General features: G+C 55.5%; 13 protein-coding genes and 1 pseudogene. 5 read left to right on the forward strand and 9 right to left on the reverse strand.

The features are described 5' to 3' along the window. Window positions 1-7 precede the first annotated feature (7 nt). Window positions 8-484 (reverse strand): nuclear transport factor 2 family protein, encoded by a 477-nt coding sequence (locus ACR0JG_RS14020; RefSeq protein WP_480570546.1) that lies wholly within the window; start codon window positions 482-484, stop codon window positions 8-10. Next, window positions 481-1119, reverse strand: a complete 639-nt coding sequence (locus ACR0JG_RS14025) for a glutathione S-transferase family protein (RefSeq protein ID WP_480570549.1) — start codon at window positions 1117-1119, stop codon at window positions 481-483. The genes ACR0JG_RS14020 and ACR0JG_RS14025 overlap by 4 nt, the downstream gene beginning before the upstream one ends. 107 nt (window positions 1120-1226) lie before the next feature. On the opposite strand from ACR0JG_RS14025, the gene ACR0JG_RS14030 reads away from it, so the two are divergent. Both ACR0JG_RS14030 and ACR0JG_RS14035 read left to right on the forward strand, forming a co-directional pair. Next, window positions 1227-2129 carry a LysR family transcriptional regulator gene (locus tag ACR0JG_RS14030; RefSeq protein WP_480570552.1) on the forward strand — a complete coding sequence of 301 codons (903 nt, stop codon included), beginning with the start codon at window positions 1227-1229 and terminating at the stop codon, window positions 2127-2129. A gap of 353 nt (window positions 2130-2482) precedes the next feature. Continuing rightward, window positions 2483-6097 (forward strand): autotransporter domain-containing protein, encoded by a 3615-nt coding sequence (locus tag ACR0JG_RS14035; RefSeq protein WP_480570555.1) that lies wholly within the window; start codon window positions 2483-2485, stop codon window positions 6095-6097. Between the two features lie 624 nt (window positions 6098-6721). On the opposite strand, the pseudogene ACR0JG_RS14040 reads toward ACR0JG_RS14035, so the two are convergent. Next, window positions 6722-7417: pseudogene (locus ACR0JG_RS14040) on the reverse strand (IS6 family transposase); the annotation flags it as partial. Between the two features lie 228 nt (window positions 7418-7645). Here ACR0JG_RS14040 and ACR0JG_RS14045 point away from each other — a divergent pair. From ACR0JG_RS14045 to ACR0JG_RS14055, 3 genes are all read left to right on the forward strand, one after another. Next, complete coding sequence (locus ACR0JG_RS14045; protein ID WP_480570558.1) at window positions 7646-7984, forward strand: hypothetical protein; 339 nt, start codon at window positions 7646-7648, stop codon at window positions 7982-7984. 10 nt (window positions 7985-7994) lie between these two features. After that, window positions 7995-8288, forward strand: a complete 294-nt coding sequence (locus ACR0JG_RS14050; RefSeq protein WP_480570561.1) for a metallophosphoesterase — start codon at window positions 7995-7997, stop codon at window positions 8286-8288. Between the two features lie 66 nt (window positions 8289-8354). After that, a complete protein-coding gene (locus ACR0JG_RS14055; protein WP_480570564.1) occupies window positions 8355-8909 on the forward strand; it encodes a hypothetical protein in 555 nt (184 codons plus the stop codon). Window positions 8910-9505: 596 nt separating this feature from the next. Here the strand turns inward: ACR0JG_RS14055 and ACR0JG_RS14060 are convergent. From ACR0JG_RS14060 to ACR0JG_RS14085, 6 genes are all read right to left on the reverse strand, one after another. Then, window positions 9506-10114, reverse strand: coding sequence for a MarC family protein (locus ACR0JG_RS14060; RefSeq protein ID WP_170402030.1), 609 nt, complete (start codon window positions 10112-10114; stop codon window positions 9506-9508). Beyond that, window positions 10111-10593: a hypothetical protein gene (locus ACR0JG_RS14065; protein WP_480570568.1), complete on the reverse strand. Its 483-nt coding sequence runs from the start codon at window positions 10591-10593 to the stop codon at window positions 10111-10113. The genes ACR0JG_RS14060 and ACR0JG_RS14065 overlap by 4 nt, the downstream gene beginning before the upstream one ends. A gap of 12 nt (window positions 10594-10605) precedes the next feature. After that, entirely contained in the window at window positions 10606-11313 is a 708-nt protein-coding gene (locus ACR0JG_RS14070) for a hypothetical protein (protein ID WP_170402024.1), read from the reverse strand. 14 nt (window positions 11314-11327) lie between these two features. Next, window positions 11328-12122 (reverse strand): SDR family oxidoreductase, encoded by a 795-nt coding sequence (locus ACR0JG_RS14075; RefSeq protein ID WP_170736344.1) that lies wholly within the window; start codon window positions 12120-12122, stop codon window positions 11328-11330. 68 nt (window positions 12123-12190) lie between these two features. Then, window positions 12191-12958 carry a 7-alpha-hydroxysteroid dehydrogenase gene (hdhA, locus tag ACR0JG_RS14080; protein WP_480570571.1) on the reverse strand — a complete coding sequence of 256 codons (768 nt, stop codon included), beginning with the start codon at window positions 12956-12958 and terminating at the stop codon, window positions 12191-12193. A 98-nt stretch (window positions 12959-13056) separates the two neighbouring features. Continuing rightward, window positions 13057-13590: a helix-turn-helix domain-containing protein gene (locus ACR0JG_RS14085; RefSeq protein ID WP_480570574.1), complete on the reverse strand. Its 534-nt coding sequence runs from the start codon at window positions 13588-13590 to the stop codon at window positions 13057-13059. Between the last annotated feature and the right edge of the window lie 132 nt (window positions 13591-13722).

Below are 13722 nucleotides of genomic sequence, written 5' to 3' on the forward strand. Positions count from 1 at the left end.
AGCCACACTAGAGCCCGAGATCGCTCAGACCGGGGTGGTCATCCGGACGGCGCCCCGGCGGCCAGCGGAACTTTCGATCCGCCTCTTGGATGGGGTGTTCATTGATGCTGGCAAACCGGCGTTCCATGTAGCCATCCTTGTCGAACTCCCAATTTTCATTGCCATAGGCCCGGAACCAGTTTCCGCCGTCATCGTGGTACTCATAGGCGTAGCGGACCGCGATGCGATTGCCGTAATGTGCCCAAAGCTCTTTGATCAGACGGTAGTCCAGTTCCTTGGCCCATTTCCGGGTCAAGAACTCCTCAATCTGATCGCGCCCTTGGGGAAACTCGATCCGGTTGCGCCACTTGCTGTCCGGCGTGTAGGCCAGCGCGACCTTGGCCGGATCCCGGCCGTTCCAGCCGTCCTCAGCCAGGCGCACCTTTTGAATGGCGGTTTCTTTTGAGAACGGTGGCAAAGGATGCCGTTGGGCTTCGGTCGTCATGGGTTTGCCCTTTCACTCTGCAACAAGACCAACAGCCGTCGCCGGCATCGCTTCAAAACCGGGTATGGCCTCAAACCGAGCGAGCCAGGCGCGGACGTTCGGGTATGGCTCGAGAGAGACATTCCCCTCCGGCGCGTGTGCCGTATAGGAGTAGCTAGCCACATCAGCGATGGTGGGCTGCTCGCCAACGAGCCAGTCGCGACCCGTGAGCCCACGCTCCAGTTTCTGCATCGCTTTTCGGCAGTCGCGGCTGCAAAGTTCGGGTCCAGCGGCGCGCCAAAGACGGTGATCAACCGCGCAGCGCAAGAACCAAACGCAATCTCTCCAGCCGCTAAAGTGAGCCAACGCTGCACGTTTGCTTCTCCGACCGCATCACTTGGTATCCAATCAGGCGCATATTTCCGCGCAAGATAGACAAGAATCGCGTTCGAGTCGGACACAACAACCTCGCCATCCTCAAGAACGGGCACTTGCCCATTTGGGTTCATGGCAAGAAATTCAGGCGACTTATGCGCGCCAGCTGCCAGATCGACGGGAACAACCTCATGTGCAATCCCGGCAAGTTTCGCAAAGACCAAAGCGCGGTGTGCATGGCCAGATTTGGCGAAATGGTGAATACGAACAGCGTTGGACATGGGTTTCACCGGTTGGTTGCAGGTGTTGAACAAGCAATACACATTGCGCTTCTTGATGATAATCTCCTATATTTGACGAACTTTAAGCCCTCAGAAGGCGCAATGAGATGGACAAGATAGACCGCATGCGGGCCTTTGCGCTGGTTGCAAAGAACACGTCGTTCACCGTCGCTGCGCAGCGCATGGGGCGGTCTGCGCGTTTGGTCAGTAAGTACGTAGCTGATCTGGAAAACGCGCTTGGTGTACAGCTGCTCAATCGCACGACCCGCAGCGTGTCGTTGACAGATGCGGGTGCAACATACCTGATGTTGTGCGAGCCGCTTCTCGACGGATTCGACGAACTCGAAGACAGGGTCAGAAATGAGCAGGCGTCCCTTCGCGGTGTGATCCATATCTCGGCGCCAACGGGGTTTGGCGCATTGCGGTTGGTACCTTCGCTCGCAAAATTCGCTGAGAAACACCCCCATGTAGAGCTCGATCTGAAGTTTTCTGATCGCAGAGCGTCGATTGTTGAAGAAGGCCTCGACCTTGCTGTCAGGATTGGCCCAATGCGGGACAGCTCGCTCAAGGTTCGGCAGTTGGGCCGCATGCCCTTGGTTGTGTGTGCCTCACCCACCTATTTGGAACGCGCAGGGCGCCCGGACCATCCCCGGGCACTGGCCAAACATGAGTGCATCCTCGATGGCAACATGACAGAGCCTACAGTGTGGAGGTTCGACTTCGGCGGCCAAGAAGAGGCTGTCCAAGTGACCGGACGCTTCCGAATGAATGCTCCCGCTGCGTCAGCTCGCCTTGCTCAACAAGGCGCCGCCATCGCACGGTGCCCGGCATATACAGTCGCAGATGCCTTACGGTCCGGCGATCTGGTCGAGCTGTTTCCCGAGAACCGGGTGTCGCCATATGTCGTCGCTGCATTGTTTCCACAGAACAGGCGCATTACAACTCGGGTGCGCGCGCTTCTGGATCACCTAGCAGGCGACACGACTTTATGTCCTGATGGAAAGCGTTGACGGCCCGTTGCAGACATTCGACACGTATCCGAAGTTTTGCGCTAAGAGCGCTCAGCAGAAATTCGAGTGGGCACGAGTTCTAAACCCGTTTGGCATTCATGCAGACAGATGGAGGTTATTTGAATAATTCTATCATTCCACCGGATCCAAGTAGGGAGCTGCCGCTGGCCGGTTTTTTCAGAGCATGCATGTGATCAAATTGCATCATACAAAAGACCAGTCAGAAATTCGTTAATATATCGTTAATCGGAACATCAAAAAGCCATCTTTTTTTTTGCTGCTAACAAATACGCGGAGGTTTTCGCGCAAAAAAGTTGCGGTGGTTTCCAGACCACTCTTAAGGGGTGAACAAGATGTTACGAGTAAGCGGTTTGAACCGCAAAGCGCGCCGTCGTACAGCGGCACTTTCCAAAGCGCAGACGAGCAAATACCATCAAGGAAAATCCGCTGCATATCGCGCTTTCGCTGCTCCAGTTGCTGCCGGTGCGATAGGTTTGGGTGCATCGATTGGAGTGGCAACTCCTTCGATCGCGCAAACGGTTGTTCCTCCATCAAACGGTCCGTGCAGTGTTGCGGGTGACCTCGCCACCTGTACGGGAGATGTTTCAACGGGTGTTCAGGCAAACGGGCCAGCAATCGAAACGCTCAATATCAATAACGTGACTGCTCCGGGAATTGCACCAAGCGGTGGAACAGACGGAGTGGCTTTCAGCACACCAACAGGTAACGTAACCCTTAACATCCAGACGAATGGAACCGACGGCATTGTCACGACGGGGAACGGCGCGGATGGGATTGTTGTGGATGCGGACGGCGACGGGGATGTTTCGATCACATCGACGGGCGGAATTGCAACCGACGGACGTCGATCCTTTGGCATTCGATCCGATCTTGAGGGTGACGGTGCCATTTCGGTTAACTCGACCGGCAATATCACGACATCCGGACCCAGCAGAAGCGCCGGTATCAGCGCTACTCAACAAGGTGGTGATGGCGATGTGTCAGTGGTTTCAGCGGGTCGTATAAGCACATCGGGCAGCCGTTCAGACGGAATTTACGCCAATCAGGACGGTGGAGACGGCACGGTATCGGTCAACTCAGCGGGCGATATCAGCACAATTCGAAATCGATCAACAGGCATCACCGCACTTCAGAGTGGCGGCGAAGGGGATGTCTCGGTGGTGTCGAATGGCAATATCTCAACGGCTGGAAACAACTCTGGCGGTATACTTGGACAGCAAAGCGATGACGATGGCGATGTCGCGATCCTATCAACCGGAAACATCACAACAGAAGGAAACAACGCGAACGCCGTCTTGGCGCGTCAAAATGGCGGCGATGGGGATATCTCCATTGAATCCGAGGGCAACCTCTCGACTTCTGGAAATAACGCCCGCGGGATCTTTGCACGGCAAGACGACGGTGACGGCGATATCACGATCCGCTCGACCGGAAATATCACGACAGAAGGAAACAACGCTGACGGCATCTTTGCCCGCCAAAGGGGCGGAGACGGAGATATCAGCATCACTTCGTCGGGCAATATTTCGTCCGCAAGGGACGGCATCCGCGCGCTTCTGACCAATGATGGCGACATTACAATTTCGAACCGGGGCGATGTCAGCGGCGCAGCAGCGGGCGACGGTATCAACGCCACGGTGAATGGCGCTGGTGATGTCGTCGTCGACAGCATCGGGGATATTACTGGCAGAGAATACGGGATTTACGGCGTAGCAAATGGAACAGGCAACGTAACGGTCAATTCTAACGGCAACATTTCTGCTGAAGAAGAACATGCGATCTTTGCTGACGCGGAGGACGGGAATGTGACCGTCAATGTGACGGGCGACGTCCAATCCCTCGATAGCGATGCAATTGATGTGGAAACCGGCAGCCCCGGAGGCGTGATTGACGTGACTGTGGTGGGCAATATCACTGGCGATGCGATCGGCATTGACGCTGATGCCGAGGATTCCGGTGATATCAACATTCAGGTCACAGGTGATATCCGCGCCGGTTCGGATGACGGCATCGAAGCCGAAGTTGATGGTGACGGCGACATCTCGATCACGATTAACGGTGATATCGAAACAAGCGAACACGGGATCCGCAGCTTTGTTGCTGGCGACGGAAACATCTCGGTTGAAGCGTCGGGTGAAATTGCGGCGGAAAATATTGATGGCATTAACGCTGAAATAGACGGAAACGGCGATGTTACTATTTCGGCATCCGGTACCATCGATGCCGAAGTTGACGGAATCTTCGCCCATGTGACCGAGAACGGCAACATAAGCATTACAAACGCTGCATCCATAACCGCCAGAAACGACGAGGGAATTGACGCCGAAATCTTCGGAGATGGCGATGTCTTCATTAGAAACTCTGGGCGGATAACCTCTCGCGAAGACGATGCGATCGAAGTGGATGTCGAGGGAAGCGGCGATGTCAGCATTGTGAACTCTGCCCGGCTTACCGCCGATTCCGACGCGATCGATATCGAACTAAACGGTGACGGCGATGCCCGTGTGACCAACAGCGGGGCGTTGCGTTCGCTGGACAATAACGGGATCGAAGTGGACGTGGACGGAGCCGGTTCAATTACCATTGTGAACACCGGAAATATTGATGCGTTCGAATACGGTATCGAGATCGAAGATCGCGACAACAACGCCGCTGCAATAATCACAAACTCCGCCCGCATCACCGGTCGAGAAGGCTTTTCCATCGTATATGGCGGCGATGGGAACGACACGTTGAATCTCGAGCCCGGCTCGATTCTGAACGGATCGGTCGATTTCGGCAATGGCAACGATGGCATGGGGGGCACGAACCCGAATGACATTGACACGTTGAACTTTGCGCGCGGCATGAATTCGGTTGTAAATTTTGCTGATGCATCGGGTGACGATAATGACCTCGCATCCGCCCCCGAAGTCGTCAATTTTGAAGGGGCCGGCGTTGTGGCCAACAATGGCCTCACTGCGGTTTCGGTGGATACGACGGGATTCGTGGCCCAAGGTACTTTTATCAGCGATCTCACCGACGCGGTGTTCAATACGATTGACACCGCCAGCCCCTATGCGTCCGGCTCGTCCGGTGGCCAGGTTAGCAGAAACCTGGGTCCTTTCGGGTATGTTGAACAGGATAACGGCCCATATGTCTGGGGTTCAGCCTTCGGAGGAGATCGCGATGTTGAAGAAGACGGTTCAAATCTTGGATTCAGCCATCGTATGTACGGTTTCGTAGTTGGTGCCGAGACGAGTGAATTTATCGATAACAGCGATTTTGGTGTTCTTGTCGGATATGACGACAGCCATGTCTCGCTGGATCAAGACGCAGGAGATACCGATATCACGTCATATTTTGGGGGCGTTTACCTCGAAAGGGACTACGGACGATACAGCCTCAACGCAGCGCTTCTTGCTGGCGTAACCGACAATGAAGCGACCCGAAACGTTGATGGCGGCGAAGCGAAAGGCGATTTTGACGGCACGTTCGTTTCGCCATCGCTCTCGATCTCGGCACCCATCAACGCCTTGCCAATTCCTGCCTTCTTCAGTGCACGCGCAAGCTATGTCTTTCTGAAACTTGATGAATATACCGAAACAGGAACCGCGTATCCGCTGACTGTCGAAGATCGGAACGTTTCGCTGTTCAACACGCGGGCTCAATTGAACTTGCCCCGCCTCTACGAGGCCGCAAATGGATCGAGTACCTACCTGAACTGGGCCGTTGGAGTAGATGCAACTTTTGATGCAGGATCCGACGATGTGGACGCAATCGTAGCAGCGACACCCTTTTCTTTCGTAGCTTCAACAGAAGATGAAGCTGCAGGGTTTCTTGGCTTTACGCTTGAACATACCTCTGCAGATGGAAACCGATCGATAGGCTTCAGCGGCGAGTTTCAATCAACCTTTGGTGGTGGATCCAGTGTTGTCGGAGAACTCACAGCTTCCATAAGGTTCTAAACCAACGAATTGCCGTATTGTTTGGTCAAATGTTGGTTCTTAACAGCTTCTTCAAACTGACCGCCTGAACGTGGGAGCGTCTGTTTAGTTTCGTCACGCATGTCCAAGCCATCTACGCCTACGAAATCACACGGACTTTTTTGTATTTTCGAATCTAGCCGTAGGCGTCGACCGCGAAGGTCGGATTTCACCTCCGCTACCGGATAGGTTTACAACTGCAAAGAATGTCAGCTTCCCGCCCTTCGGGCCCAATGGTCAAGGTTTCGCTGGGCGGATCAAGGTCGACGATTGGCGCTTAACCTAGCTTTCTGCTCTAGCGCCACCGGGACCGCTCGCGATTGCGCTCCCGACGTTCAATGTTGATCTGATGATTGCGACCCAGCGCCCGATAGAAGCCCAGCTCCTTGGACCAATTAAGAAAATGGGCAAAGCTGTTGACCTGGTCGTCTTTGCGCCCGCGTGGAAAGGACTGCAATTCCCGTTTGAATGTCCGCAGCCAGGGCGCGTCTACGGGCAGATACACTTTGCCCTCTTCGACAGGACCGCAAGCGGACTGGAGATTGCTGTCAGACGAATTCGAACCAGTCTCAGTGTGCCGCGGAAACCGTGAACTTGTCCGGAACAAAGTTGACGCCACTCGCTAATTGCGGCGGCGCGGGTCAGCTTGAAGGTGTCTCGGCTGGTCAGTGATCTTTCCTGGTCGAAGTGGTTGTAGACGGAGGAATGGACGGAGGCGAATTTCTGTAGACTTCGCATGCGCCTGAAACGCTGCATCGCGCGTTCGCGTCGTCGAAACGGCAGGTGCGAATTCTCGACGCGGTTGTTGAGCCACCTGCCCGTCTGTTGTTTTTCAAGCGCGCCCAGCTCACTGAGCGCAGCTCTGTATGAGGCGAAGCAATCCGTGACGACGTTTTCCGCTTTACCGTGTCGCTTCATTAACTTCTCGAGGAATTTCAGTGCTGCAGCCTTGTTTCGGCGTTTGGTGACAACGGCTTCCAGCACCTCGCCTTCATGATCAACAGCCCGTCAAAGATAATGCCGCTTGCCATTCACCTTCACGAAAACCTCGTCCACATGCCACTTCCATTTGGAGAACGCGAGCAGTTGCTGAACACGCTTCCGCCTTATCTCAGCAGCAAACATCGGGCCAAACCTGTTCCACCAATACCGGACAGTTTCGTGACTCACGTCGATGCCTCGCTCATGCAGCAGATCTTCGACATTCCGAAGCGAGAGCGGGAAACGGATGTACAGCATCACTGTAAGGCGGATGATCTCAGGGCTGGTTTTGAAATACTTGAAAGAGGCAGGATTGGTCATGTGCAAAAGCTACGTAACCGCCCTGCCCGCCTCAAGACAAGTTCTTCTGACAAGACCGTTTTGCGAAGTAAACCACGAGAGGGATCAGGCGCTGAAGCTTATAGGCGCCTTAACGGATGTTCTGAACTGAGTTCCTTTTGTTCCGCTTGCGTCAGCAGGATTTGAAATTCACTGGACTTGCGAGGCCTCATACCTAAGCTTGTCGCATTTTCCGAAAGAGGGTTCGGGATGTTGACCAAAACCGCTTCACTTGTTTTCGCGGCATGGGTTTGGCTGTGTTTCACGGTTTTGTCTTCCAAAGCCGACGTGTTGCATAGTTGGGTCCAACTCGGACCCAATGATCAAATCATTGTAAGAGCAGTCTCTGCCTCACCTGACTGCCCTTTGTCGCAAATCGATGGTCAGGTTGTTGCGACGAATAAGCGAGCAATGCCAGAGGACCAGTTTCCTCATCTGGTTTGCGAATACCGCGCGCCAAAACTGGCGCAAAAAATAATGCTTGATGAAAACGCGCTGCCAACCCTCAATCCAAACGTGCAACGCATTGCGGTGATCGGTGATCGGTGATCGGTGATCGGTGATCGGTGATAACGGGTGCCGAATTCGCGGCACTAGAGTAAAGAATTGCAATGACCCGTCCGCCTGGCCCTTGAATTCCATCCTGGAGGAAATCGCATTCAGGTCACCGGATCTAGTTATCCATGTTGGCGACTACCTGTATCGGGCATCGGAATGCCCGGACCCAGAAAAATGCGGCGGATCTCCTTATGGTGACACCTTCAAATCCTGGTCCGCGGATTGGCTGGACCCAGCGGGTAGTCTGCTCGGGCGCATCCCGTTTATCTACTTGAGGGGCAATCACGAAACCTGAGGACGCGGCGACAAAGGGTGGTTCCGGTATTTAGAAGCCGGGTCCGTTCCCTTGAGTTGTCCTACTGTGACCCTGCCGTGGGTCGCTTCCGTTGACGGTCTTGATCTGATTTCGTTTGATTCCTCTGCCGGCCCGGCACCGCAAAGCAGCCCTGGCTTATCAAACGTCTACGGTCGAATGGCCAGAGACTTGTTTGGAAATACCGGCAGCGAAGCTTGGTTTCTCACACACCGACCGCTTTGGGTGAACATGCACGCATTTGGAGAGTTGATTGATGGTGACGACACACAGCGGGCGGCGTTCAGCGGGGTCATACCAGAAACAGTCAACCTTGTTTTGTCAGGCCATATCCACGCCTTTCAGGCCATCGATTTAATGGACGGGCCAGTGCAGGGGATAAGCGGCAATGGAGGAACGCAGCTTGATCCGATGCCCACCGAAATCGCTACCAACGTTGAAGTTGCTGGCAGCCTTGCAAGTATAGTAGTCAGCAACAGCGATTTCGGCTTCTTAATGTTGACCCGGGAGTCGAATGTTAGCTGGTCGATGGATGCAATAAATGCAAAGGGGAAAACTCGAAATCAATGCCGTCTTATCGGGCGCTCGCTTTCTTGTAAGTGACGCAAACCTGACTGTGGTTTGAAAGGTTTCGTAGCCGTCACTCGCGGCCCATTCCGGACACTGAGCACCCAGGCAAGATTCTGCGGTCGCAGCCCGCTTTGCGGTCATTCGCTGCAAGCGCAAAATCTGGTCTGGTTCGAATTCACAGATCGCAGGACGAAGCCGAAGTTCAACCCACGGACGGAAATGACTGCTCTCAGCCCCAAAACGGTCGTTCACAGTCCGACGCGGGATCGTTGGTGAGCGGACAAAGCCGCATATCGTTTGAAAACCACAAAGGTCAGTACTGCGACGCTATGCGGGCATTCAAGGCTAATCTCACAGGCCGTGTATATCTATATTGCTTTATCCCTATCAAGGCGCGCATGTCACCCACATCCTCCAAGCTCCTGACGAAGGATTTTCAGAGTTGGAAAGCCTTTCAGGGGACTGAATCGACGTCGAAGCTTTTCCATCAGTGCGTTGTTTGAATTCAAGTGTTTTGGTCAATTTTGCGCCGAACTTAAAGTCATCTTCCTTTGGAACGCTGAAAGCTATCAGCGGTAATTGTTCGCAACCGAAAATGAAGAACAGCGCGCAGCACCGATTTTGCCTGATCACGCTAGCATCATCACCGCATCGTATATGAACTGCAGTGACAAGGCGAGTTGCAACACACCGAAGACGGCACCAAAGAGTTGCAGAGGCACAGGTCCTATTGCACGCAAAATTGCTTTGGACCGCAACATCAGCATGTAGTTTAGCGCAATCATACCGAGCCCCATGGCGAGGATGCCAAGCTTGTTCTCAATCCCTGGAAAAGCTGTCGCAAAGATGAGCGGCACGACGACAGCAATGGGCGGAAAGATCCCAGGAAAAGCGATAGCCGATGCGTCGACCTGAGACGGATCAATTTGACGCGCCGGGGCGGGCTGGCTCAAAAGGTCCCGCAGCGACAGGGCAAACAACGCCACTCCGCCTGCGCCAATCAAGATCGGGAAGCTTACGCCCCAGGCTCCTAGCGCCCCGAAACCAATCACGACCGCGACGACGAATGCGCCCGCAACCAATGCACTGGCGCGCCGGGCGATTGCATTGACTGATGGATCTGCATCATCCGATCCGACGCGCGAGAACACTGCGATGGCACGAATTGGTCCCATCGTCATGAACAGCAGCCCAAACAGCTGTCCCCAAGGGACCTGCGCGAGTGTGTCGGAGCTCATGCCTGATCCTCGACAACAGCGGTGATCGTCATGTAATTCACTATGGCAGCGACCAGACCTGCGACGAGAGCAAGAAGCACAACTGCGGCTCCGAGACCCACCTCTACCGAGCCCATGGCGCGTTGCCAGACAACAGCCAGCGCAACCACGGCACCAAATGCGAACAGACCGTGCTTGATGACGAGCCACAGGGTCGTGGGCACGAATGGCTTTTTTGTACCTTTCACTGTGAAATGCGCCACTGCCGTCAAAATCATCGCCAATGAAACAGCCAACGGCACAGATGACCCGAGGACCGTATGTGCCTCAGTTCCGATCGAATCCACGGTGAGGGGCATCGGCATGGAATTTCGTAGCAGGAAGTACTGGATTGCCCCGTTGATCACGGCATTGATCACGCCGGAGATCACTGCGCCCTGAAGGATTTGGTGCTTCGTCAAGGTTAGGCCCGTAGCCGGCAATGAATTTGTGGTGGTCATGGTTTGCTCCTGTCACCGGCCTGCCGTAGCGACGTCGTCAAAACTGGGAAAGAACACCTCACGACACCGATCAAGCCGTTCGAACCGGCGTTCGAAATTTACGGTGGCGATGCGGAGGTCGGCTTCGCGGGCAAGCACGGTTTCCTCGGACAGGCTGCCACGTGCCTGCAACTGCCGGGAGCGTTCCAGCGACTTTTCGGCATAGGCCATCCACGCTTCGTTGGCGCGCGCCTCAATGGGGCCCTTGTCGCAGCCCGCTTCCCAACCGCGCAGGTAGATGGCGTAAAGCTCGCCCAAATCGACGGGAGTCCCCGCGAAATGCTCGTTCAGCATGCTGATCGCCGTCACCTGCGCCGCGACGGCAGCCAGGTTCCTTTCCGCGACTTGCAGTTGCAGCCTGTTCCACGCGTCCTTGAGTTGCGAAACCTCCAGCTCTAAAAGGGAAACGGCGTTGCGCTCATAAAGGGCGCGGTTGCGTTCCAGGATGGCAGCGTCTCGGTCAAGCTGCGCCTTGATGGTCTCCAGATGAATGCCGGACAACATGCTTTGATAGCCAACGGTTCGCCCTTGATCGGCAAACATCAACAGCATGACCTGATCCATGGTGGCGGGGCCTGTTGTCGGTATAACGCCGGAGTCTTCTGCGCTGGCTCCCGCACCGCCAAGAGCGACGAGGGCCAGCGAAAGCACAATACCGTGCAGGCGGGCAGATATGCGCATCGCCGGCCCCTTCATCAGCTGCCAAAGAGGCGCACAACAGCACCGCCGCCGTGCACGTTGATCGTCTGACCGCTGACCCAGCCCGCGGCAGGCGAGCAAAGAAACAGCATCGCATTGGCAATGTCCTGGGGCCGGCCCGGGCGGCCGGTCAGGTTATCGGGATGTGCCAGTTTCTCCTGCATCTCGGGCGAGATGCCGGCATCGCCGTATCCCGCCGTCATCACAGTGCCGATCAGGATGGAGTTCACTCGAACCCGTTTGTTCAACATGTGTGCCATGGACACCATCATCTGGTTCAGCGCGGCTTTCGCCGTGCCGTAGGGCAGAATGTCATAGGCTGGCACCGCTGAAGAGAACGAACCCGAGTTGGTAATCGAAGCGTTCTCGGCCTTCTCAAGATAGGGAAGACAGGCCATGCTCATCCGGTATGCGCTGATCGTATTCAGCTTGTAGGAGTTGATGAATTCCTCGTCCGGAATTGCGGTCGTGTCTGGCTGGCGCCCGCCCCAGCCAACATTGTTGACGAGCGTGGAGATGCCGCCAAACGCATCGACCGTGGCCTGCACCAAACCGTTTATGTCATCCTGCGAGGTTACGTTGCACGCCATACCCCGGCAATCATTGCCGGTCTCCTTGGCGATCTCGGCGGCTGTCTCGGCAGCCATATCACCGTTCAGATCGCCGATCATCACCTTTGCGCCGGCGCCCGAAAGCGTCTTTGCGATACCGGCACCAATGTTCTGCGCACCGCCTGTGATTATCACATTGTGGCCGTCTAGCCGAAATTCTGCAAAAGCATCAAAGCTCATGGTTATCTCCGTAATTTCATATGTGGTAGGCAACACAATGCGCGGTCGGCCTGAATGCGTTTCGGGTGTCAGTCCAGTTCCTGCACACCGCCGCCTGACACAGTAAGGATCTGACCGCTGACCCAAGCCGCCGCAGGCGAGCTGAGATATAGCGCGGCACCCGCGATATCTGATGGCTCACCAAGACGCTTGATTGGCGTATGCATGAGCATGGCCTGCTCAACCTCTGGCGTGAGAACCGTGGCCAGCGCTGCCGTCCGGATCGCGCCGGGCGCGATCCCGTTCACCCGGATCTTCCGGGATCCAAGGTCATGGGCGATGTTGCGGGTCAAATGGCTGATCGCGGCCTTGGAAGAGCCGTAAGACGCCATGCGCACGTTCTTGTTCTCGGCTGACATGGAAGAGATGTTAAGCACCGATCCCCCGCCGGCGGCTTCGATGTGCGGCGCTGCAAGTTGCGTTAGGCGGAAGGCAGAAAAGACGTTGATTTCATACGCCCAGCGGAAGTCATCCATCGGCATGTCAAAGGGCTTTGGCCCACCGCCACCAGCGTTGTTCACAAGGATAGTCAGCTTGCCGAAATTATCGATTGCCGTCTGAACTGCGGTCTCAAGGTCGCTTTCCTTGGTCACGTTGCACGCAATGCCCACGGCCTTGCCACCAGCTTCCACAATGCCCTTGGCCACGTCGTCAGCCGTCTCCTGCTTGAGGTCGCTCACGACGACCGCCGCTCCCGCGCCGGCGAACATCTCTGCAATGCCCCTGCCGATACCAGCGCCCGCGCCGGTGACGAGGGCCACCTGATTTTCCAATTGAAATGCCTTTGGATCGAACATGCATGTCTCCGTTTCACCTTTGGAATGCGAACTAGGCGTGCGGGAATGGTTGACAATAGAAGGGGTGCTCATTTTGAGCACCATAGTGCGACCTACTGCTATCTGCTCTTGGCGATCAGGTGCTGATGCTTTTCGACGATGGTCTCGAGATCGGCGACCAGCCGTGCAACGCGATCGATTGCCCGGCGATCCGTCTCTGCAAGATCGCGGCGGGCAGTGGATTGGCCCCCATTGGACACCAGCCGATACGCCCCGGCGTCATCCCGCTCGATCCAGCCGCGCGCCTCGAGTGACGCCAGCTTGCGTCGGACTGTTTGGCGCGGGATATTGGTGATGTCTGCGATCCTGGACGCGTTGGTGCTTTCTTTGGCAGCCTCGATGTCCGGCAGAGTCGAGCCCGGGCTGGAAGCAGTACGCACGGCGCCCAGCCGGGCTTGCCCAATAACCGCCAACACCAGCATCTCCTGATAATCCCCGTCGAAAGCACCCGCCGCGTCAACCAAATGAGCGATCAAAAACTCGACAAAAATGTATTGGTAGTCGGAATAAAAACTGTCAAACGCTGAAGCGACCGCATCCGCCCGACAGGATCCCTTTGGCGAACCGCCCGTGCGTGTTGCGCTTAAAGACAAAGTGACTTCCTTTTTCGACTTGACTGAATGATCCGACCATATCCGCCCGTCCAACTCGCTTCAGCAAGCAAATTTATTGGCTCTGTGGACGAAAACGCAGTTTGCTCATGTTCCGACAGGTGGCGCGGGGCG

It is taken from the genome of Ruegeria sp. AD5 (genome assembly GCF_056542345.1).

Bases quoted from the DNA above. Each gene is read 5' to 3' on its own strand.
- ACR0JG_RS14035 (WP_480570555.1), top strand. From the start codon at position 2,483: ATGTTACGAGTAAGCGGTTTGAACCGCAAAGCGCGCCGTCGTACAGCG.
- hdhA (WP_480570571.1), bottom strand. From the start codon at position 12,958: ATGTTCGATCCAAAGGCATTTCAATTGGAAAATCAGGTGGCCCTCGTC.
- ACR0JG_RS14075 (WP_170736344.1), bottom strand. From the start codon at position 12,122: ATGAGCTTTGATGCTTTTGCAGAATTTCGGCTAGACGGCCACAATGTG.
- ACR0JG_RS14045 (WP_480570558.1), top strand. From the start codon at position 7,646: ATGTTGACCAAAACCGCTTCACTTGTTTTCGCGGCATGGGTTTGGCTG.
- ACR0JG_RS14025 (WP_480570549.1), bottom strand. From the start codon at position 1,119: ATGTCCAACGCTGTTCGTATTCACCATTTCGCCAAATCTGGCCATGCA.
- ACR0JG_RS14030 (WP_480570552.1), top strand. From the start codon at position 1,227: ATGGACAAGATAGACCGCATGCGGGCCTTTGCGCTGGTTGCAAAGAAC.
- ACR0JG_RS14070 (WP_170402024.1), bottom strand. From the start codon at position 11,313: ATGCGCATATCTGCCCGCCTGCACGGTATTGTGCTTTCGCTGGCCCTC.
- ACR0JG_RS14060 (WP_170402030.1), bottom strand. From the start codon at position 10,114: ATGAGCTCCGACACACTCGCGCAGGTCCCTTGGGGACAGCTGTTTGGG.
- ACR0JG_RS14065 (WP_480570568.1), bottom strand. From the start codon at position 10,593: ATGACCACCACAAATTCATTGCCGGCTACGGGCCTAACCTTGACGAAG.
- ACR0JG_RS14020 (WP_480570546.1), bottom strand. From the start codon at position 484: ATGACGACCGAAGCCCAACGGCATCCTTTGCCACCGTTCTCAAAAGAA.